17 protein-coding genes are annotated in these 19261 nt (G+C 70.1%); 3 read left to right on the top strand and 14 right to left on the bottom strand.

All coding sequences use genetic code 11. The features are described 5' to 3' along the window. The 3 genes from SSPS47_RS24350 to mnmA all read right to left on the bottom strand — a co-directional run bounded on the left by SSPS47_RS24350 (position 1) and on the right by mnmA (position 3414). A complete protein-coding gene (locus SSPS47_RS24350) occupies positions 1-891 on the bottom strand; it encodes an RloB family protein (RefSeq protein WP_164252872.1) in 891 nt (296 codons plus the stop codon). After that, positions 888-2162: an AAA family ATPase gene (locus SSPS47_RS24345; RefSeq protein WP_239065038.1), complete on the bottom strand. Its 1275-nt coding sequence runs from the start codon at positions 2160-2162 to the stop codon at positions 888-890. The genes SSPS47_RS24350 and SSPS47_RS24345 overlap by 4 nt, the downstream gene beginning before the upstream one ends. A 121-nt stretch (positions 2163-2283) precedes the next feature. Then, positions 2284-3414: a tRNA 2-thiouridine(34) synthase MnmA gene (gene mnmA / locus SSPS47_RS24340; protein ID WP_164252871.1), complete on the bottom strand. Its 1131-nt coding sequence runs from the start codon at positions 3412-3414 to the stop codon at positions 2284-2286. Positions 3415-3474: 60 nt separating this feature from the next. Between mnmA and SSPS47_RS24335 the strand changes: the two genes are divergently transcribed. Next, positions 3475-4218, top strand: a complete 744-nt coding sequence (locus SSPS47_RS24335; protein ID WP_164252870.1) for an N-acetylmuramoyl-L-alanine amidase — start codon at positions 3475-3477, stop codon at positions 4216-4218. A 417-nt stretch (positions 4219-4635) separates the two neighbouring features. Here SSPS47_RS24335 and SSPS47_RS24330 read toward each other — a convergent pair whose 3' ends face one another. Further along, positions 4636-5799: a cysteine desulfurase family protein gene (locus SSPS47_RS24330; protein WP_164252869.1), complete on the bottom strand. Its 1164-nt coding sequence runs from the start codon at positions 5797-5799 to the stop codon at positions 4636-4638. A gap of 176 nt (positions 5800-5975) precedes the next feature. On the opposite strand from SSPS47_RS24330, the gene SSPS47_RS24325 reads away from it, so the two are divergent. Further along, a complete protein-coding gene (locus tag SSPS47_RS24325; RefSeq protein WP_164252868.1) occupies positions 5976-6527 on the top strand; it encodes a DinB family protein in 552 nt (183 codons plus the stop codon). A 66-nt stretch (positions 6528-6593) separates the two neighbouring features. Further along, positions 6594-7427: an alpha/beta hydrolase gene (locus tag SSPS47_RS24320; protein WP_164252867.1), complete on the top strand. Its 834-nt coding sequence runs from the start codon at positions 6594-6596 to the stop codon at positions 7425-7427. A gap of 76 nt (positions 7428-7503) precedes the next feature. On the opposite strand, the gene SSPS47_RS24315 is transcribed toward SSPS47_RS24320, so the two are convergent. The 10 genes from SSPS47_RS24315 to SSPS47_RS24270 form a co-directional block, all read right to left on the bottom strand. Continuing rightward, positions 7504-8370 (bottom strand): thioesterase family protein, encoded by an 867-nt coding sequence (locus SSPS47_RS24315; protein ID WP_164252866.1) that lies wholly within the window; start codon positions 8368-8370, stop codon positions 7504-7506. Between the two features lie 38 nt (positions 8371-8408). Beyond that, positions 8409-9083, bottom strand: a complete 675-nt coding sequence (locus SSPS47_RS24310; RefSeq protein ID WP_147873728.1) for a trimeric intracellular cation channel family protein — start codon at positions 9081-9083, stop codon at positions 8409-8411. Positions 9084-9521: 438 nt separating this feature from the next. After that, positions 9522-10607 (bottom strand): oligopeptide/dipeptide ABC transporter ATP-binding protein, encoded by a 1086-nt coding sequence (locus SSPS47_RS24305; RefSeq protein WP_164252865.1) that lies wholly within the window; start codon positions 10605-10607, stop codon positions 9522-9524. After that, the gene (locus SSPS47_RS24300; RefSeq protein WP_164252864.1) at positions 10604-11701 is read right to left on the bottom strand and encodes an ABC transporter ATP-binding protein; all 1098 of its coding nucleotides are present in this window, start codon (positions 11699-11701) and stop codon (positions 10604-10606) included. Before SSPS47_RS24300 ends, SSPS47_RS24305 begins: the two co-directional genes overlap by 4 nt. Positions 11702-11707: 6 nt before the next feature. Continuing rightward, complete coding sequence (locus tag SSPS47_RS24295) at positions 11708-12661, bottom strand: ABC transporter permease (protein WP_147873755.1); 954 nt, start codon at positions 12659-12661, stop codon at positions 11708-11710. Positions 12662-12680: 19 nt separating this feature from the next. Further along, positions 12681-13685, bottom strand: a complete 1005-nt coding sequence (locus tag SSPS47_RS24290; protein WP_164252863.1) for an ABC transporter permease — start codon at positions 13683-13685, stop codon at positions 12681-12683. A 182-nt stretch (positions 13686-13867) separates the two neighbouring features. Continuing rightward, positions 13868-15538: an ABC transporter substrate-binding protein gene (locus tag SSPS47_RS24285; RefSeq protein WP_164252862.1), complete on the bottom strand. Its 1671-nt coding sequence runs from the start codon at positions 15536-15538 to the stop codon at positions 13868-13870. 289 nt (positions 15539-15827) lie between these two features. Next, positions 15828-17051 carry a dipeptide ABC transporter ATP-binding protein gene (locus tag SSPS47_RS24280; protein ID WP_239065037.1) on the bottom strand — a complete coding sequence of 408 codons (1224 nt, stop codon included), beginning with the start codon at positions 17049-17051 and terminating at the stop codon, positions 15828-15830. 35 nt (positions 17052-17086) lie between these two features. Next, entirely contained in the window at positions 17087-18151 is a 1065-nt protein-coding gene (locus SSPS47_RS24275) for an ABC transporter ATP-binding protein (RefSeq protein ID WP_239065329.1), read from the bottom strand. A gap of 65 nt (positions 18152-18216) precedes the next feature. Continuing rightward, a complete protein-coding gene (locus SSPS47_RS24270; RefSeq protein ID WP_147873733.1) occupies positions 18217-19230 on the bottom strand; it encodes an ABC transporter permease in 1014 nt (337 codons plus the stop codon). Positions 19231-19261: the final 31 nt, after the last annotated feature.

Raw genomic sequence — 19261 nt, 5'->3', positions numbered from 1 at the left:
CTAAGCGCCCTGGCCCGCTCCCGCGTAACCGTATCCTCGGCGCGATGCCGACCGTGTGGAATCCGGAACGATCCCCAGACTCACCACCAGCCGCCATACGTCGGTCGACGGGTCCCTTCGGAGTACTTCGCATTCGGGGGCGTGCCCGGAGCGTGCGGACCACGCGGTAGTCGACTTCGCCGGCTTGTCGCGATCGTAAGGGTGCGTCTTGGCGTTGTCCGCCCTGCATGATCCGTGCTCGCACTGCTTGACCAGGCTCTTGGCGTTGGACACGGCGTCCTTCACCTTCTGCGGGTCACTCAGCGCCGCGCGCCGGTCGTCCTTGATGCTCTTGTCGTTCCTCTTGTCGAATCCCTTGAAGGCCGGATGGGCCTGCCGCAGTTTCTCGACCACGAGCTTGCTGCTCCCGCTCTGACTCCCGCCGAACGCCTGGAAGTGGAGCAGCAGCCACAGATCGAAGGACGGATGGGAGAAACAGATCTCCGTCGAGTCCTCGGCGGCTTCCCGCAGCGCCTGTGGAATGTCGTGGTGGCCGTCGCGGTCGAACAGGGCCCATGCCTCGTCCTCCTTCGCGGTGTCGCGTACGGATGCGACGGCCTGCGCGGGGGTCATGCCGTTCTTGGCATAGACCGGCTGGATACGGAAGCGCTGGCCCTCGTGCCCACTGCCGCCCCCGAACGCGGAGTTGAGGAGGTTGAGGTAGTCAGGCTCGGTGGACTCGCCCTCGCAGCCGACATAGAGCACACGCTCAGCACGGGATTCGGTCGGCGGCGGAGGCGGGGGCGGTGCCAGCGGCTGCTCGTCCCCCTTGCTCCCCCTGCGCTTCTTCCGCTTCGGCGTCGTGTTCTCCCCCGACTCGCCATCCCGCTGCCCGCCACCCCGCGTACTCACGCTGTCGCCTTCGCCTCCTGCCAGGACACTTCTCGGGCGATCTCGCCCGCACTCACCCGCGGCACACCGCCGTACCGGCCCCGCAGATAGCCGCGTTCCAGGTTCTCGCCGTCCGCCGGGTGGGCGGCGGTCAGCGGATACAACTCGGTCGCTCCCGACCGGTCCTTCGCCGTGATCCACACCTGGTCGCGGCCGAGCGGCCGGTCCAGAACCTCGCTGCCCAGCAGGGTGGCGTCATGTGTGGTGAAGATCAGTTGGGCGTTGTTCGGATTGGCCTTGGGATCCTGGAAGATCCGTACCACCTCCGCCGCCAGCGTGGGGTGCAGGCTGGAATCCAGCTCGTCCACGAGGAGCACCGCACCCTTGTCGAGCACGGTGAGCATCGGGCCGAGGAAGGCGAACCACGCGTGCGTGCCGAACGACTCCTCGGCAAGGAAGTCCAGCGATACGTCCTTGCCCCCTGTCGTGCGGTGCCGCAGGCGGATCTCATCCGTCTCACGGTCGATCTCAATACCTGTCACACCGAGGTCGGCCACGGACAGCAGATGCAGGATCCGCTCGTTGTACCCGCCCTTGAGGCCCGGGTCCTGGAGGAGACCTGTAGTCCACTTGGTCCGGTGGACAACGTCCTCACCAGGAGTCATCAGCCACAGGTTGTCGAGGAACCACCGGTACAGCGCGGACAGCTGCGGGTCGTTGGCGGTGGCGCCGGTGGACAGGAAGAGGGCATCGGGCCGGGTGAAGCCGACCAGCGCTTCCCGCTGCCCCGTGAAGGTGTCGCTCTCGAAGACGAACTCGCCACCCTCCGACTCCGGTCGGTCGGCCTCCCGGTCGAACCAGATCTCACGCACGCCCCGCGGGTACGCGTGCAGCCATTCGGCCTCCACGCGGTCGTCCGAGAGCTCGAACCCGTAGGTGAAACGGACCGGCTTCCGGCCGAGTGTGAGATCGACTTCGTAAAGGCTTGTTTCCTCGGCAGAGCCAGGATCGAGCTTGAAAGGCTTACGGGGCACGCCGGGCGACTTCTGCCAGTCGGCGAAGGAGACCCTGACGGCGTCACGCATGTCGCGCAGCGCGCTCATCAGATTGGTCTTGCCGGAGGCGTTGGCTCCGAAGACGCCGATGGCCGGAAGGGCCGTCACGGCACGCTCGTCATGGCGCAGGCCGGTATCACGAGCGGTGCCCTCGTTCAGGTCCGTGCCGATGAGCGACAGCTCGCGCTCGTCACGAATCGAGCGGTGATTGGCCACCCGAAATCGCAGGAGCACCATCGACCTCCCGACGGAACGGGGAGAGTCCCCGCCGTATAGGTACACGTGCGGACGATCCGCATGGGCAGCCTATGACGGGCGGACGGACGGGGCCAGCCCTGTTGATCGATTGACCGGCCGGTCAGCCTGCCAGGGCTCCCGTGCGGCGCTCCGTCGTCGCGATCGTGGCCGAGCCGACCACGCGCGTGCCGTCGTACAGCACGATCGCCTGGCCCGGCGCCACGCCCCGTACGGGCTCGGCGAACTCGACGTGCAGGGTGCCGTCGATCAGTTCGGCCCTGACCGCCGTCTCGTCGCCGTGGGCGCGCAGCTGCGCCGTGTACGTGCCGCGGCCGGACGGGGCGGTGCCGCCGCACCAGCGGGGCCTGATGGCCGTCAGGGCGCCGATGTCGAGGGCGGCCACGGGGCCGACCGTCACGGTGTTGTCGACGGGCGAGATGTCCAGCACGTAGCGCGGCTTGCCGTCCGGCGCCGGGTGGCCGATCCGCAGGCCCTTGCGCTGGCCGATGGTGAAACCGTGCGCGCCGTCGTGGGTGCCGACCTTGGCGCCCGCCTCGTCCACGATGTCCCCCTCGGCCCTGCCCAGACGGGCGGCGAGGAAGCCCTGGGTGTCGCCGTCGGCGATGAAGCAGATGTCGTGGCTGTCGGGCTTCTTCGCGACGGCCAGGTCGCGGCGCTCGGCCTCCGCGCGGATCTCGTCCTTCGTGGTGAGGGTGTCCCCGAGCGGGAACATGGCGTGCGCGAGCTGGCGCTCGTCGAGCACACCGAGGACGTACGACTGGTCCTTGGCCATGTCGCTCGCGCGGTGCAGCTCACGGACCCCGTCGGGGCCGGTGACGACCGTCGCGTAGTGGCCGGTGCAGACGGCGTCGAACCCGAGCGCGATCGCCTTGTCGAGCAGCGCCGCGAACTTGATCTTCTCGTTGCACCGCAGACACGGGTTCGGGGTGCGCCCTGCCTCGTACTCGGCGATGAAGTCCTCGACGACATCCTCACGGAAGCGCTCGGCGAGGTCCCATACGTAGAAGGGGATGCCGATGACGTCGGCGGCCCGTCGCGCGTCGCGCGAGTCCTCGATGGTGCAGCAGCCCCGCGCGCCCGTACGGAACGACTGCGGGTTCGCGGAGAGCGCGAGGTGGACGCCGGTCACATCGTGACCGGCGTCGACGGCGCGGGCGGCGGCGACGGCGGAATCCACACCGCCGGACATGGCGGCGAGCACACGGAGGGGGCGCTGGGGTGTCTGAGTCATAGCCACACCAGCGTAAGGGTGCCGGGGAACCAGAGTCGCGCGAGTATCCGTTGTCGGACCATGGGCAAGAGGAAGCGGGGCGCCGCGGGCAGCGGCGCGAGCGGTGACACCGCCGGTGCGGAAGGCTCCGGCACGGGCGGGGCCCCGGCCGGAGAAGGGCCGGGGATCGGGCGGCGCACGCTGCTGATCGGCGGCGTGGCCGTGGTGGTGGGCGGCACAGCGACCGCGATCGTGGCGGGGCAGGACGACGCGACGAGGCTCTGGTACCGGGTGCCGGGGGTGGAGAAGCCGCGCAAGCCGGGTGAGCTGGATCACGCGGGCGCCGAGTGGGTGGCGGCGTCGTCGGCGAACTGGCGCCGGGCAGACCGGCCCGACGACTACACCGTGGACAGGGTGATCATCCATGTCGTGCAGGGCAGCTTCCTGACGGCCCTGAAGGTCTTCAAGGACCCGGCGCACCAGGCGGCCACGCACTACGTGGTGCGCAAGGACGGGCACGTGGCGCAGATGATCCGCGAGCTGGACGTGGCGTACCAGGCGGGGAACCGCGCGTACAACGAACGCGGCGTCGGCATCGAGCACGAGGGGTTCGTGGACCGGCCGGAGGACTTCACGGACGAGATGTACGAGTCGTCGGCGCGGCTCACGGCGGGCATCTGTGAGCGGTACGCGATACCGGTCGACCGGAAGCACATCATCGGCCACGTGGAGGTGCCGGGAACGGACCACACGGATCCGGGTCCGCACTGGGACTGGGACCGCTACATGAAGCTGGTGCGGGCGGTGGGGGTTGCGCGGCGCTAGCCACTGCCGTCCGGCGGGGTGCGGGGTCCGCGTGTGCCGTCCGGCGGGGGTGCGGGGTCCGGGTGTGCCCGCGCCTGCGGGCCGGTGGTCGTTGTCCTCAAACGCCGGACGGGCTTCAAATCCGCGGGCCGGTGGTGGGGTGTCCTCAAGCGCCGGACGGGCTGGGTGGGTGCGGGTGGGTGGCCGGGGGCCGCTCCGGGGTCATGGCCGGACGGCGTGATTTACGGCGCGTGCAAGGCTCGTTGGTCTCGGGGGAGCCGGGTTGTCCACGCGCCACAAATCAGCCTGAGTGTCCGGCCACGACCCCTGCGCGTCCCCCTTCCCTCCCGCGGGAGGTGGACGGTGGTAGGTGACCGTCGGGGCCACCGGTGTGAGGACACCCCCACCACCAACCCGCACGCGCCGACACCGACCCCGTCAAGACAGCCCCGCCGTCCGCGCCCGCCCCACCGCCGGCCCGATCGCCGCCGCGAGCGCCTTGACGTCCGCCTCCGTAGAGGTGTGGCCGAGGGAGAACCGGAGCGTGCCGCGCGCCAGTTGGGGGTCGGTGCCGGTGGCCAGCAGTACGTGGCTGGGCTGCGCGACCCCCGCCGTACACGCCGATCCGGTCGAGCACTCGATGCCCTGCGCGTCCAGCAGCAGGAGCAGGGAGTCGCCCTCGCAGCCGGGGAAACTGAAGTGGGCGTTGGCGGGGAGACGGTCGACGGGGTCGCCGCCGAGGACCGCGTCCGGCACGGCCTTCCGTACGGAGGCGATCAGCTCGTCGCGCAGGGCGCCGACGTCGCGTGCGAACTCGCCCCGCCGTTCCGCGGCGAGCCGCCCCGCGACGGCGAACGCGGCGATCGCGGGAACGTCGAGCGTGCCCGAGCGCACGTGGCGTTCCTGGCCGCCGCCGTGCAGAACGGGGACGGGGGTGTACTCGCGGCCGAGGAGCAGCGCGCCGACACCGTAGGGCCCGCCGATCTTGTGTCCGGTGACGGTCATCGCGGCGAGTCCGGACGCGGCGAAGTCGACCTCGGTCTGCCCGAAGGCCTGGACGGCATCCGAGTGCAGCGGCACGCCGAACTCGGCCGCCACCTCGGCGAGTCCGTGTACGTGGAGAATCGTGCCGATCTCGTTGTTCGCCCACATGACGGTGGCCAGGGCGACGTCGTCGGGGTTGCGTTCGATGGCCTCCCGCAGGGTCGCCGGGGAGACCCTGCCGTAGCCGTCGACGGGCAGGTACTCGACGTTCGCGCCCTCGTGCTCGCCGAGCCAGTCGACGGCGTCGAGGACGGCATGGTGCTCCACGGGGCTGGCGAGCACGCGCGTTCTGACCGGGTCGGCGTCGCGGCGGGACCAGTAGAGGCCCTTCACCGCGAGGTTGTCGGCCTCCGTACCGCCGGAGGTGAAGACGACCTCGCTGGGCCGCGCGCCGAGGGCTTCGGCGAGCTCTTCGCGCGCCTCCTCGACGGTACGACGGGCCCGCCGCCCGGCGGCGTGCAACGAGGACGCGTTCCCGACGTCGGCGAACCGCGCGGTCATCGCCTCGATCGCCTCGGGAAGCATGGGGGTGGTCGCGGCGTGGTCGAGATAAGCCATGGTGCCGACGATTCTACGAGCCGTGGTGGGCGCGGGTCGCCCTGGGCTTGGCCGGGGCGCCCCGGACGGTGCTCGGGGCGCCGGGCCGCGGGCGCCCGGGGCCCCGGTCCGGATCCGGAAGAGGGCCGGACGGGGCCGGTACGGGCGGGCGGGCCCGCCATGTGAATGATGGCCCCATGACCCGTCCCAGCAGGAGAGCCGAGATGTTCGTCACCGCCGGACCCGACCGGCGGTTCGACACCCGTACCACCGGCGACGAGCGCGCGATGCTCGCGGATTTCCTCGGCGCCCAGCGGGCCACGCTGGAGGTGAAGTGCGCCGGCCTGGAGCTGCGACTGTCGCAGCGCGCGGTACAGCCGTCGACGCTCTCGCTGCTCGGCCTCGTGCGCCATCTCGCGGACATGGAGCGGCGCTGGTTCCGGTCTGTCATGGCCGGGGAGGACGCGCCGCCCCGGTTCTCCTCGGGGGCGGACCCGGACGGGGACTTCGACGGCGCGGTCCCCGATCCGGCCGTGGTCGCCGCCGCGTGGGAGGCCTGGCGCGCGGAAGTGGCCTTCGCCGACCGCTTCGTCGCGGCGGCGCCCGGCCTCGACATCGTGGGCGAGGACGCGTGGCGCGGCGCGGTGTCGCTGCGCTGGGTGCTGGTCCACATGGTCGAGGAGTACGCCCGGCACAACGGCCATGCCGACCTGCTCCGCGAGCGGATCGACGGCGCGCGGGGGCTGTGACGGGGCGGCGCCGCCCACCCCACGGCGCCCGGGAAATTGTCGGACCCGGGAATTAGCCTGGTGCGCATGGATGGATGGACTCTGGACCGCACGTTCAACAGCTCCTCCGGGGAGGTCAGGTGGGCCTCTCTCGGGCCCGCCGGCGGACCGCCCGTCGTGCTGCTGCACGGCACGCCGTTCTCGTCGTACGTGTGGCGGGGGGTCGCGCGGGCCCTCGCGGGGCGGCGCCGGGTGTACGTGTGGGACATGCCCGGGTTCGGGGCGTCGGAGATGCGGCAGGGGCAGGACGTGTCGCTGGGCGCGCAGGCGCGGGTCTTCGGCGACCTGCTGGCGCACTGGGGGCTGGAGCGGCCCGCCGTCGTCGCACACGACTTCGGGGGGTGCGTCGCCCTGCGCGCGACGCTGCTGCACGGCGCGGTGTACGAGCGGCTGGCCCTCGTGGATCCCGTGGCGCTCGCGCCGTGGGGCTCGCCCACGTACCGGCTGCTGGGCGAACACGGCGACGTCTTCTCGCGGTTGCCGGCCGGGCTGCACCGCGCGCTCGTGCGGGAGTACGTCGGCTCGGCCGGCCACCTCGGGCTGCGCGCCGACATCCTGGACGCGCTGGTGGAGCCGTGGTGCACGGAGGCGGGACAGGCCGCGTTCTACCGGCAGATCGCGCAGAACGACCAGCGTTTCACCGATGAGATCGAGGGCCGTTACGGCGAGTTGGACCTGCCGGTGCTGATCTGCTGGGGCGAGGAGGACACCTGGATCCCGCCGGCGAAGGGCAGGCAGCTCGCCGGGCTGATCCCCGGCGCCGAGCTGCGTCCCGTGGCGGGCGCGGGCCATCTCGTACAGGAGGACGCCCCCGCCGAACTCACCCTGGCGCTGGGCGACTTCCTCCGTACAGCTCCGTAACCGCGACGGTGGCCCGGCGCGTACGCCGCGGTCCCACGAGGGCTCGCCATCCATGCCGCAAGCACGTGGCGCCCGATCACCGCGCCCCGGGCACCCTGCCTTCCCTTGGCGCCCTGGCCAGTTGGCGGGACTGGGCGACCAAGCGGTCGGCGCTGTCCCAGACGTCCGCGTCCTCCTCCAGATAGCCGCCCGCCAGGTTCCGCGTGGTCACGAAGACCCGAAGCGGTCCGGGCGCGGGGCGGCACCGGATGTGCGTGGTCAGTTCGACCGTCGGGGTCCAGCCGGTGAGCCCGAGGTCGAAGGCGGTCGGCGGGAACGCGTCCACGGTCAGCAGCAGGGAGAGCGGGTCGGGCTCGCGCGGGTCGGCCAGCGAGAACCAGCCGCGCACCTCGCCCTTCCCCGACGGCTCGCCGACCGCCCAGCCCGTGGTCTCGGGAGCCAGCTTGACCACCACGCGCCGGGTGAAGCCGGAGTCGCCGGGGAAGGCGGTGGGGCCGTCCTCCGTCCCCAGGCACTCCTCGGGCGGCGGCAGCGTGGGCGGCTTCACCGAGGTGCGGACGTCGTCGCTGAGGGAGTCCAGCGCGCCGTACGCCGCGAGGACCCGGACGCGTTCGACCTCCGTGCCGTCGGGCTCGTACTGGAACAGCGACGCCTGGCCGGTGGCGAGGGTGCGCCCGCCGCGTACGGTCTCGGTGCGCACGACGGCCGGGCCGGGCCGCGACGGGGTCAGGTAGTGGGCGGTGACCGTGAACGGATCGGGGTGCGGCAGCGCGTCGCGCAGCGCGCGGGCGACGATCGCCAGCAGATAGCCGCCGTTGACGGCGGAGAGGATCGCCCAGCCCTCGGAGAGGTCCGCGTCGTAGACGCCCGGTTCGCGAAGGGTGACGGAGGTGTCGCGGTCGAACTCGTTGTCCGCGGTGGGTGCCTGCGCTGCCTGTGCCATGTGAAGCACGGTACAACAGTGCATTACTGAGCGGTAGCTTATATGTTCGGTCCCGCCGGGTCCTCGGCCGCCGTCGAACGGCGGTTGTACGCACGCGGCGCCCGCCAGTGGAAGCGCATCGCCAGCAGCCGCAGCACGAACGCGGTGACGACGGCGAGCCCGCTCGTCAGCCCGTTCAGCGCGTCGAAACGGATGCAGACGACGACCGTCGTCGCCCCGACGATCGCGGGGACGGCGTACAGGTCCCGGTCCCAGCGCAGCAGCGACGGCACCTCGTTGGCGAGCACGTCACGCAGGACACCGCCGCCCGCCGCCGTGGCGAGCCCGAGCGCGGCGGACGCGGTGAGGCCGAGCCCGTACTCGTACGCCTTCACCGTGCCGGTCACACAGAACAGCCCGAGCCCCGCCGCGTCGAAGACGTTGACCGCGCCCTGGATGCGCTCGACGTGCGGGTGCAGGAAGAACACCAGGACGGTGGCCACCAGCGGCATGGTGAAGTACCCGAGATCGGTGAACGCGGCCGGCGGTACGGCTCCGATGACCAGGTCCCGGATCAGCCCGCCGCCCAGCCCGGTGACCTCGGCGAGCACCGCGATGCCGAAGACGTCGAAGTTCTTGCGGACGGCGAGCAGCGCGCCGGAGATCGCGAAGACGAAGATGCCGGCGAGGTCGAGCGAGTGCTGGACGGAGGGGCTGAACAGTTCCTGGAACACCCGACAGTTCTACCTGGGCCGGGTGAACGCCGGACAGGCGCCTGCCGCCCCGGGCTCGTGGTGGGCGGCGGTGGCGCCGTCGGCAGGCGCGTTCCCCCCGTCGGGACGGAAGTGCGGCGGGTCGGCACCGACCGCCTGCCGCGCACCTCAGGCGCCCACCCACCGGGCCGCCGGCGGGCAGCGGCGCCGCGCCCGGCTAGGTCCTGTCCGGCGGATCTTCGGGGATCAGCCCGGGCCCGCCGCGGAGCGGCTGGTGCCACGTGGTGCGGTGCACCGCAAGGCGGAGGATCGTGCTCGTACTGGACGTACTCGGACGACTTTGACAACGCGGCGAGGTGCCGTGCCAGGCGTCCCGGGCCCCCGAAGATCCGCCGGACAGGGCCTAGGGCCGCGACCCGGCGACCGGCCCGGCCCGCCGCCTCCGCGTCAGCGCCCGCCTCAGACCGGCTCCGACACCGCCTCTGTCCCGGCCTCGTCACCGGCCCCGGTCTCCGTCACCGCCGCGATCCCCGTCGCCCTCGTCCGCTCCACCGTCCCCGCCGCGATCTCCGCCGCGAAGTGGCACGCCACCCGGTGGCCGTCGCCCAGGACCGTCAGCTCCGGGCGCTCCGTCGCGCACCGGGTCTCCTGCTTCCACGGGCAGCGCGTGTGGAAGCGGCAGCCGGCCGGCGGCGCCGCCGGGGAGGGGAGGTCGCCGCGGAGCAGGATCCGTTCGCGCCGGTCCTCCGCCTCCGGGTCGGGCACCGGTACCGCCGACATCAGCGCCTTCGTGTACGGGTGCCTCGGCTCGGCGTACAGCGCGTCGCTCGGGGCCTCCTCGACCAGGGAGCCCAGATACATCACCCCGATGACGTCCGAGATGTGGCGGACCACGGCCAGGTCGTGGGCGATGACGAGATACGTCAGACCCTTGGACTCCTGGAGTTCCTCAAGGAGGTTGATCACCTGCGCCTGGATGGAGACGTCGAGCGCGGAGACCGGCTCGTCGCAGATGATCACGTCCGGTTCGAGGACCAGCGCCCGTGCGATGCCGATGCGCTGGCGCTGGCCGCCGGAGAACTCGTGCGGGTAGCGGGAGAGCGCGTTGGTGGGCAGGCCGACCTCGGCGAGGATCTTCTTGATCCGCTCGCGGCGCTCCTCCTGGTCGGCGCCGATGCCGTGCGCCGCCATGCCCTCGGAGAGGATCGACTCGATGTTCTGCCGGGGGTTGAGGCTGCCGAGCGGGTCCTGGAAGACCATCTGAAGGCGGTGCCGGATCTTGCGCATCTCCTCCTCGGGAAGCTTCGCCAGATCCGTGCCGTCGAAGACGACCTCACCCTCGGTGATGTCGACGAGGCGCAGGACGGCGCGGCCGAGGGTGGTCTTGCCGCAGCCCGACTCCCCCACCAGGCCGTACGTCTGGCCGGCCTCGACCTTCAGCGAGACACCGTCGACGGCGTACACATGACCGACGGTACGGTCGAAGAAGACGCCCTTCTTGACGGGGAAGTGGACCTTCACACCGTCCAGTTCGAGCAGGCTCATGAGGAGACCTCCGCCGTGGGTTCGGCCGGACCGGCCGGCCCGGTCGGGTCGGCCGCGTCGGCCTCGTCGGCCGCCTCGGCCCCGGCCACCGCGTCCGCGGGGTCCGCCGGCAGGACCGGGTTGACGCAGCGCACCTGATGGCCGGTCGCACGCGGTTCGGTGAGTTCCGGAGTGCCCGTCAGGCACTCCATCGTGTAGAAGTCGCAGCGCGGCGCGAACGCGCAGCCGTCGGCCCACGCGATCTTGTCGTTGATCGAGCCGCGGATCGGCCTCAGTGGCTCCCCGCGCGGTGCGTCGAGGCGCGGGATGGAGCCGAGCAGGCCGTGCGCGTACGGATGGGTGGGGTGCGCGAACAGTTCGCGGCGGCCCGCCGTCTCCACCGCGCGCCCCGCGTAGAGCACGTTCACCTGGTCGCACAAGCCGGCGACGACACCCAGGTCATGAGTGATCATCAGAAGGGCCGTGCCCTCCTGGTCCACCAACTCCTTGAGGAGTTCGAGGATCTGGGCCTGGATGGTGACGTCGAGCGCCGTCGTCGGCTCGTCCGCGATCAGCAGGCGCGGCGCGCACGCGACCGCCATGGCGATGAGCGCGCGCTGCCGCATTCCGCCGGAGAGCTGGTGCGGGTACTCCTTGAGCCGCCTGTTCGGGTCGGGGATGCCGACGCGGTCGAGCAGCGAGGCCGCCTCCTTGCGGGCGGGCTCGCCCTTCAGCCCCCGGTGGCGGCTGAGGATCTCGGTGACCTGGATGCCGATGGGGACGACCGGGTTGAGCGAGGAGAGCGGGTCCTGGAAGATCATCGCGAGCCGACTGCCGCGAAGGTCTCGGATCTTCTTCTCGTCCATGGACAGCAGGTCCGCGCCGTCGTACTCGGCGCGCCCGCCGACGCTCACCCCCTTGCGCGGGAGCAGGCCCATCAGGGCGAGCGCGGTGACGGACTTGCCGCAGCCCGACTCGCCGACCAGACCGACGACCTGGCCCTCGTCGACGTCGAAGGAGACGCCGTCGACGGCCCGGGTGTCGCGCCCCGCGCCCCGGCCCGTCGCGTGCCCGGCAAAGGTGACCGACAGTGCGTCAACTGAGAGAAGTGACATGGGACTTCAGCCTCGCAGCTTCGGATCGAGAGCTTCCCGCATCGCCTCACCGAGCAGCGTGAAGCCGAGAGCGGTGACGATGATCCCGACCGCCGGATAGACCGACATCATCGGCGCGTTGTCGAAGAAGCGCTGTGCCTGTGACAGCATCACGCCCCACTCCGGGATCGCCGGGTCCGGATTGCCGAGGCCCAGATAGGACAGGGCGGCGGCCTCGATGATCGCGGTGGCGAGGCTGAGCGTCGCCTGGACGATCACCGGGCTGAGCGAGTTGGGCAGGATCTGGGTGAGGACGATACGGCGCTTGCGGATGCCCACCGCCTTGGCGGCCAGCACATAGTCCGAGTTGCCCTGCGCGAGCATCGAGCCACGCAGCAGCCGTGCGAACACCGGCACTTGGACCACGCCCACCGCGATCATCACCGTGGTCAGCGACTGGCCGAGGACGGCGGCGACGGACACCGCCAGCAGCAGCGAGGGCAGCGCCAGCATCATGTCGGTGACGCGCATGATGACGGTGTCCACGCGCTTGCCCGCCTCGCCGCCGAGCGTTGCCGCGGCGCCGGACACGGCGCCGACGATCGCGCCGGCCACCAGGCCGATCAGCATCGACACGACGCCCACGAGCAGGGTCTGGCGGGCACCGACGAGCATCCGGGAGAACTCGTCGCGGCCCAGGTGGTCCAGGCCGAACCAGTTCTCGCCGCGCGGTCCGACGAAGCGTCCCTGGTTGGGGAAGACCTCGCCGCGCCAGTCCTGCGCGGTGGGGCTGTACGGGGCGAGCCACGGGCCCACGATCGCGATCAGCACGAACAGGCCGATCACGACACCGCCGATGATCGCGGTCTTACTGGTGCGCAGCCGCCGGAAGGCCTCGCGCCACAGTCCGGCGCCCGAGGTGCTCTCGGTCCGCTCGGTGAGCTGCGCGAGCCGGTCGATCTTGTCGGCCTTCTTCGTCATGTTCGGGACGGCGTTCACGTCAGTGCACCCGCACTCTCGGGTCGATGAGGCTGTACGCCACGTCGACCAGCAGATTGATCAGGACGTACACCAGCGCGATGAAGAGGATGAAGCCGACGAGCACGGGATAGTCGCGGGCGTCGATCGACGTGCGGATGAAGGACCCGATCCCGCCGAAGGTGAAGACCGACTCGGTGAGTACCGCGCCGGACAGCAGGCTGCCGGTGAGCAGGCCGATGGCGGTGATCACCGGCAGGAGCGCGTTCCGCAGGACGTGGCGGCCGCGTACGACACGCTTGTCCAGGCCCTTGGACTCGGCCGTGCGTACGTAGTCCTCGCCCAGCACTTCGAGCACGCTGGCCCTGGTCATCCGCACGATGACGGCGAGCGGGATGGAGGCGAGCGCGACCGCCGGGAGTACGAGATGCGTGATCGCGTCCCACGAGGCGTCGAACTCGCCCGTCAGCACGCCGTCCAGGACCGCGAATCCGGTGATCTTCGTCGCGTCGATGCCGGTCGACAACCGGCCGTAGCTCGGGAAGAGACCGAGGTTGACGGCGAAGAGGCCCTTGAGGAGCAGCGCCAGGAAGAAGACCGGGATGCAGATGCCGAGCAGCGAGCCCGAGACCGCGGTCACGTCCAGCCAGCTGCCGCGGCGCCGCGCGGCGAAGTAGCCCACCGGGACGCCGATCACGACCGCGATGAGTATCGCGGCGACGCTGAGTTCGACGGTCGCCGGGAAGCGCAGGGTGAATTCCTCCCACACCGGCTGGCCGGTCTGCGTGGAGGTACCGAGGTCCAGTTCGAAGATCCGTTTGATGAACCGCCAGTACTGGACCCAGACCGGCTCGTCGAGTCCCAGCGCCCGGTTGATCCGGGCCACTTCGGCGTCGGTGGCCCGCTCACCCAGGATCGCCGAAGCGGGTCCGCCGGGCAGCCGGTTCAGCCACAGGAAGAGCAGAACCGACAGACCGAGCAGGGTGGGTATCAGCTGTAGCAGTCGTCGTGCGACGAGTCGCAGCACCCCGCGTGCCCCTTTCTCATTGCGTACTCCTGGCGTCGTTCATCCGTGTTCGTCCGGGTCGTCCGTGCGTGGGACCGACCCGGGCATGTCCGTGCGCGGGACGGGCCGTCAGCGAGACGGGTCCGCCCGGCCGCGGTCGGGACGTGCTCCGCGACCGGGCGGACCCGGCGTGCGCGCTGTCCTTACTTGAAGGACACCTCGGCGAAGTTCTCCTGCGTCAGCGGGGAGACCTTCGGCGGGTTGACGTCGGCGGCGAAGGCGATCGCCGGCGGCGACGAGGAGATCGGCACACCCGGCAGGTACGCCATGATCGTCTCGTTGGCCTTCTTGTACAGGTCCGTCCGCTTCGCCGGGTCGGTCTCGGCCGACGCGGTCTTCAGTGCGTCGAAGACGGCCTTGTCCTTGAAGCCCCACTGCTTGTCGAACTCGGCGAACCAGGTGCCGATGAAGTTGTAGCCGTCGTTGAAGTCACCGGTCCAGCCGAGCATGTGCAGTGCACAGCCGCCCGCCTCGGTGGCGTCCAGGTAGTCCGGGGCCCACTTCATGGGCTTGGGGGTGACGGTGATCCCGGCCTTCTCCAGGTCGGCCTTCATCAGCTCGAACATGTCCTGCGGAGCGGGCATGTACGGGCGGGTGACCTCGGTCGGGTAGCAGAAGTCGACCTTCAGGGCGCTCTCGCCGGCGTCCTTGAGCAGCGACTTGGCCTTGGCGGTGTCGAAGGGGTACGTCTTCACGGCGTCCGAGTAGCCGGCGACCGTGTCGGGCATGAACTGCGTCGCCGCCACGCCGCCCTCGGGAAGCTGGGTCTTGACCAGGTTCTCGCGGTCGATGGCGTGCGCGATCGCCTGCCGGACCTCGGGCTTCTTCAGGGCCGCGTTCTTGCCCTGGCTCATGCCGACGTAGAAGATGTTGAAGACGTCACGCGTGGGGACCTGGAACTTGCCGTTCTCCAGCGTCTTCACATCGGCGGGCGCGACCAGGTCGTAGCCGTCGATGTCACCGGCCTGGAGGGCCTGACGGCGGCCGTCCTCGGTGTCGATGGTGCGGAAGACCAGATTCTTGATCTTCGCCTTGGTGCCCCAGTAGTCGTCGAAACGCTCCAGCGAGACTTCCTTGTTGCCCTTGTTCCACTCGCTGATCTTGTACGGCCCGGTGCCCGCGACCGTACCGGCCACCTGGCTGTACTTGGGGTACGTGATCGCGTCGCCCTTGGCCGTGGCTTCCTGCTTCGCGTACTCCTTCAGGGCCTTGGGCGAGTGGATCGCCAGCGCCTGGAGGGAGAAGCCGCCCGGGAGGTTCGCGGAGGGCTCGTTGACCTCGATGACGGCGGTGTTCTCGTCCTTCGCGGTGCAGGACTTGTAGTTCGCCTTCGGCGTCTCGGGGTCCTCGTTCTTCGCGAAGCCGCCCATGACGGTCTGCCAGTAGTAGGAGACCGCGCTGGACTGGTACGTGCCCGTCCAGTTGAACCAGTAGTCGTAATTGGCGCAGACGGCGGCGGCGTTGAACTTCTCGCCGTCGTGGAAGGTCACGTCCTTGCGGAGGTTGAACGTCCATACCTTGCCGGCCGGGTCGCTCGACCACTTCTCGGCCAGACCGGGGGCCAGCTCGCTGCCGCCCGACTCGTGCTCCAGCAGCGCCTCGAAGGCCTGCCGGGTGACCCGGAAGGTCTCGCCGTCGCTCGCGAGCGCCGGGTCGAGCGAACCGGGGTCACCCGGGCCGCCGAAGACAAAGGTGTCCTTCGCGCCGCCCGAGTCACCTTCCCCGTCGCGCTCGCTGGAGCAGCCGGTGGCGATCAGCGTGACGGCCAACGCCGTCACGATCGCTCCAGCGGCTCGGGACTTGATTATTCGCATGGTCCACCCCAGGGGTCCGACGAGTCAGGGCTCGGTCTTGACGGCCGAACATTACAGTCAAGAAAGTGCCAAATGAACAGATCGCAATGCGGAGTTGCAGACCTGAGATCCGGACACTCGACAAATAACCCGACTCCGGGACATCTCACCCCTACCAGTCAAGTCATCCCAGGTGAGACGCAGTTGGGTGGGCGAACCGGGTGAACCTCTCGTACGACGCAGAAGCCCCCGGTCCGCATGGTGGACCATACGGACGGGGGGCCGTGCGTCTGCACGTGGTGCGGGCGGGCTACTCCTTGGTGAGCCCCTTGGGCGACTCGGAGGTCTCCCCGGAACCCTCCGCGGGGGCTTCCCCCGAGGTCTTCTCCGAGGTCCCCGGCGCGGAAGCCCCGGAAGGCTCGGCGGCGGCGGCCCCGGAAGCGACCGCCTCCCCCACGAGCGCGATCGCCTCGCGCGCCGAGGCGAGCACCCTCGTATCGTCCGGAATCTGGTCCGGCGCGTTCTCCGGGTGGTGGCAGGCGGCCTCGTGCCCCGGCTCCAGCCGGACCAGCGGCGGCTCCACCGTCCGGCACACCTCGGTCGCCTTCCAGCAGCGGGTGTGGAACCGGCAGCCGCTGGGCGGCGAGAGCGGCGACGGCACGTCGCCCTTGAGCAGGATCCGCTCGCTCTTGACCCCGCGCCGCCTCGGGTCCGGCACGGGCACCGCGGACAGCAGCGCCTTCGTGTACGGGTGCATCGGCCGCTCGTAGAGCGACTTGCGGTCCGACAGCTCGACGATCTTGCCGAGATACATCACGGCGATCCGGTCCGATACATGGCGGATGACCGAGAGGTCGTGCGCGATGATCACGTACGTGAGCCCCAGCTCGTCCTGGAGGTCGTCCAGCAGGTTCACCACCTGCGCCTGGATCGACACGTCCAGCGCCGAGACCGGCTCGTCGGCGACGACCAGCTTCGGGCTGAGCGCCAGGGCCCGCGCGACACCGATGCGCTGGCGCTGGCCGCCGGAGAACTCGTGCGGATAGCGGTTGTAGTGCTCGGGGCTCAGTCCCACCAGACCCAGCAGCCGCTGGACCTCCTTCTTGACCCCGCCCTCGGGCTCCACCTTCTGGAGCTTGAACGGCGCCCCGACGATCGTGCCGATCGTATGGCGCGGGTTCAGCGAGGAGTACGGGTCCTGGAAGATCATCTGCACGTCACGGCGGAGCGGACGGATCCTGCCCGCCGACATGTGCGTGATGTCGTGGCCCTGGAACTCGATGCGCCCGCCGGTCGGTTCGTCCAGCCGCGTGATCAGCCGGCCCATGGTCGACTTCCCGCAGCCGGACTCACCGACGATGCCGAGCGTCTCACCGGCGTGGACGTCGAAGGACAGCCCGTCGACCGCCTTGACGGCGCCGACCTGGCGCTGCAACAGCCCCTTCTTGACGGGGAAGTGCTTGACCAGCCCCTCCACCCTCAGCAGGGGCTCACCCGCCTTGTCCTTTACCGCTTCTACCGGCCTGTCCGCCACAGCGGGATCCTTTGCGTTGCTCACGGCGTCGGCGCTCACAGCTTCGGCGCAATCTCTTCGGTCCAGATCTTGGTCCGCTCCTCCTGCGTCATGTGACAGGCGGAGTGGTGCCCGCTGCCGACCTGCTTCAGCTCGGGACGCTCCGTGCGCGTGATGCCGCCCTTGGGCACATCCGCGTACGGGCAGCGCGGGTTGAAGGCGCAGCCCTCCGGCACGTTGATGAGCGACGGCGGCTGGCCCTTGACGGGGATGAGCCGTTCGGTCTGCTCACGGTCGATCCGGGGCATCGAGCCGAGCAGACCCCAGGTGTAGGGGTGCTGCGGCTCGTAGAACACCTTCTCGGCCGGTCCGCGCTCCACGCACCGGCCGCCGTACATGACCAGCAGGTCGTCGGCCATCTCGGCGACGACCCCGAGGTCATGGGTGATCATGATGACGGCGGAGCCGAACTCCTTCTGCAGATCCCTGATGAGGTCGAGGATCTGCGCCTGGACGGTCACGTCCAGGGCGGTCGTCGGCTCGTCGGCGATGAGCAGTTCGGGGTTGTTGACCAGGGCCATCGCGATCATCGCGCGCTGGCGCATACCGCCGGAGAACTCGTGCGGATAGCTGTCGACACGCTTGTGCGGCTCGGGGATGCCGACCCGGTCGAGCATCTCGACCGCCCGCGCGCGGGCCACCTTCTTGGTGACCTTGTGGTGGACGCGGTACGCCTCCACGATCTGCGCGCCGATGCGGTAGTACGGGTGCATCGCGGACAGCGGGTCCTGGAAGATCATGGCCATCTTCCGGCCGCGCAGCCGGCGTACGTGGTCGGGGTCGGCCCCGACCAGTTCCTCGCCGTCCAGCCAGACCTCGCCGGATATCGCGGCGTTGGCGGAGCGGTGCAGGCCCATCACGCCGAGCGAGGTGACCGACTTGCCGGAGCCGGACTCACCGACGATGCCGAGGGTCCTGCCGGCGTGGACGTCGAAGCTGACGCCGTCGACCGACTTCACCAGACCGTCGTCGGTGTTGAAGTGGATACGCAGGTCGCGTACGGAGAGGAAGGGCTCGCCGGTACCGCCGGACCCGGGGCCCCCGGCGGCCTCGGAGACCACCGGCTCGCCCGGCGCGGAGGCGGGAGACGGAACCCGTACGGCGGACTGCTCCTTGGAAACCTCGCTCACGAGTACCTCACCCTGGGGTCGATGGCGGCGTACACCAGGTCCACCAGCAGATTGCAGATGACGATGAAGAATGCGGCGAACAGGGTCACGCCCATCACGATCGGCAGGTCGGCCTCCTTCACCGACTGGATCGCGTACGCGCCCATGCCCTGGAAGGAGAAGACCTGTTCGGTGATGACGGCGCCGCCGAGCAGCAGGCCGAAGTCCATACCGAAGATCGTGACGATGGGCGTCAGCGCGGACCGCAGCCCGTGCTTGCCGACGACCGTGCTCTCCCGCAGGCCCTTGGCCCGCGCCGTACGGATGTAGTCCTCCCCCATCACTTCCAGCATGCCGGCCCGGGTGAGCCTGGCGTACAGGGCGGAGTAGAGGAAGGCGAGGCTGCACCAGGGAATGATCAGGTTCCACGCCCAGTCCGCGGGATTGTCGGTGAACGGGACGTAGTTGACACCGTCCGACCACAGGGGCCACTGGACGGTGAACACGGCGAGACCGAGCATGCCGGTGAAGAAGATCGGCAGCGAGACGCCGGTGAGGGCCAGCGTCATGGCGAGGCGGTCGAAGATCGAGCCCCGCTTGAGCGCCGAGAGGACACCGATGGCCACACCGGAGATCAGCCAGATCACCGCGGCACCGATGGCCAGGGAGAACGTGACCGGCACCCGGTCCATCAGCTCGGGCCACACCTCGACGTGCGTCTTGAAGGAGTAGCCGAAGCAGGGCGCGTTGCACATGGACGGGTCGGGGCCGAAGTTGTACTCGGCGCCGACGAAGATGCCCTTGATGAAGTCGAAGTACTGCGTGTAGAGGGGCTGGTCGAGCCCCAGGTTCGCCTTGACGGCGGCGACCGATTCGGGGTTGGCGTCCTTACCGACGTACTGGACTGCCAGCTGGTCGATCGTCTGCCCACCGAGCCGTGGAACAAGGAAGAAGATCGCGAAGGTGACTGCGCTGACCACCAGCAACAGCATTACCGCGGCGATCACGCGTCGGATGATGTACGCAGTCACAGCCGATCGGCGCCGGGTCCGCCGGCCGGGG

It is taken from the genome of Streptomyces sp. S4.7 (assembly GCF_010384365.1).
Taxonomy (GTDB): domain Bacteria; phylum Actinomycetota; class Actinomycetes; order Streptomycetales; family Streptomycetaceae; genus Streptomyces.
Note: the sequence above shows the minus strand (reverse complement) of the source record. Positions and strands in the feature narration are given on the sequence as shown.

What these genes read in the sequence shown, in the direction of transcription:
- mnmA (WP_164252871.1), bottom strand. Translation starts at nt 3,414, where the DNA reads ATGACTCAGACACCCCAGCGCCCCCTCCGTGTGCTCGCCGCCATGTCC.
- SSPS47_RS24295 (WP_147873755.1), bottom strand. Translation starts at nt 12,661, where the DNA reads ATGACGAAGAAGGCCGACAAGATCGACCGGCTCGCGCAGCTCACCGAG.
- SSPS47_RS24345 (WP_239065038.1), bottom strand. Translation starts at nt 2,162, where the DNA reads ATGGTGCTCCTGCGATTTCGGGTGGCCAATCACCGCTCGATTCGTGAC.
- SSPS47_RS24330 (WP_164252869.1), bottom strand. Translation starts at nt 5,799, where the DNA reads ATGGCTTATCTCGACCACGCCGCGACCACCCCCATGCTTCCCGAGGCG.
- SSPS47_RS24320 (WP_164252867.1), top strand. Translation starts at nt 6,594, where the DNA reads ATGGATGGATGGACTCTGGACCGCACGTTCAACAGCTCCTCCGGGGAG.
- SSPS47_RS24335 (WP_164252870.1), top strand. Translation starts at nt 3,475, where the DNA reads ATGGGCAAGAGGAAGCGGGGCGCCGCGGGCAGCGGCGCGAGCGGTGAC.
- SSPS47_RS24285 (WP_164252862.1), bottom strand. Translation starts at nt 15,538, where the DNA reads ATGCGAATAATCAAGTCCCGAGCCGCTGGAGCGATCGTGACGGCGTTG.
- SSPS47_RS24300 (WP_164252864.1), bottom strand. Translation starts at nt 11,701, where the DNA reads ATGTCACTTCTCTCAGTTGACGCACTGTCGGTCACCTTTGCCGGGCAC.
- SSPS47_RS24305 (WP_164252865.1), bottom strand. Translation starts at nt 10,607, where the DNA reads ATGAGCCTGCTCGAACTGGACGGTGTGAAGGTCCACTTCCCCGTCAAG.
- SSPS47_RS24315 (WP_164252866.1), bottom strand. Translation starts at nt 8,370, where the DNA reads ATGGCACAGGCAGCGCAGGCACCCACCGCGGACAACGAGTTCGACCGC.
- SSPS47_RS24325 (WP_164252868.1), top strand. Translation starts at nt 5,976, where the DNA reads ATGACCCGTCCCAGCAGGAGAGCCGAGATGTTCGTCACCGCCGGACCC.